The organism is Arcobacter lacus (assembly GCF_003063295.1).
Taxonomy (GTDB): Bacteria; Campylobacterota; Campylobacteria; order Campylobacterales; family Arcobacteraceae; genus Aliarcobacter; species Aliarcobacter lacus.
Genome location: NZ_MUXF01000020.1, coordinates 1 through 331, shown reverse-complemented (window position 1 = coordinate 331; position 331 = coordinate 1). Strand labels below are relative to the sequence as shown.

At 34.4% G+C, this 331-nt stretch carries 1 protein-coding gene; it reads right to left on the bottom strand.

The genetic code is table 11. The annotated features are described in order from the left end of the window. Positions 1–331: immunoglobulin-like domain-containing protein (locus B0175_RS11295; RefSeq protein WP_210004370.1), on the bottom strand; the 331-nt coding region annotated here is incomplete at both ends.

Here is a 331-nt window from a genome sequence, read left to right as displayed (position 1 = left end):
TAATCTCTATTGTAGCTTTTGTAGAATCTACATTTAAATTCTCAAATGTTGGAGCTGTTGTCTCTCCTGCATTTGCTACTACTTCTACTGATGTTGCTCCTAACTCTTTAGTCTCTCCATCTTCCCATACATCATCACCTTGTGCTGATACTGGAATATCTGTTGATGTTGTTCCTGCTGTAATTGTAACTATTGAACCATCACTTAATGTTACTTTTATATCATGGTCTAATGCTTGACTTACATTTACTTTAAAGTTTCCTGTCTCATTCTCTTTTACATTACCGTCTGCACTTACCCATACTTTTACTTCATCTATTGTATCTGTAAT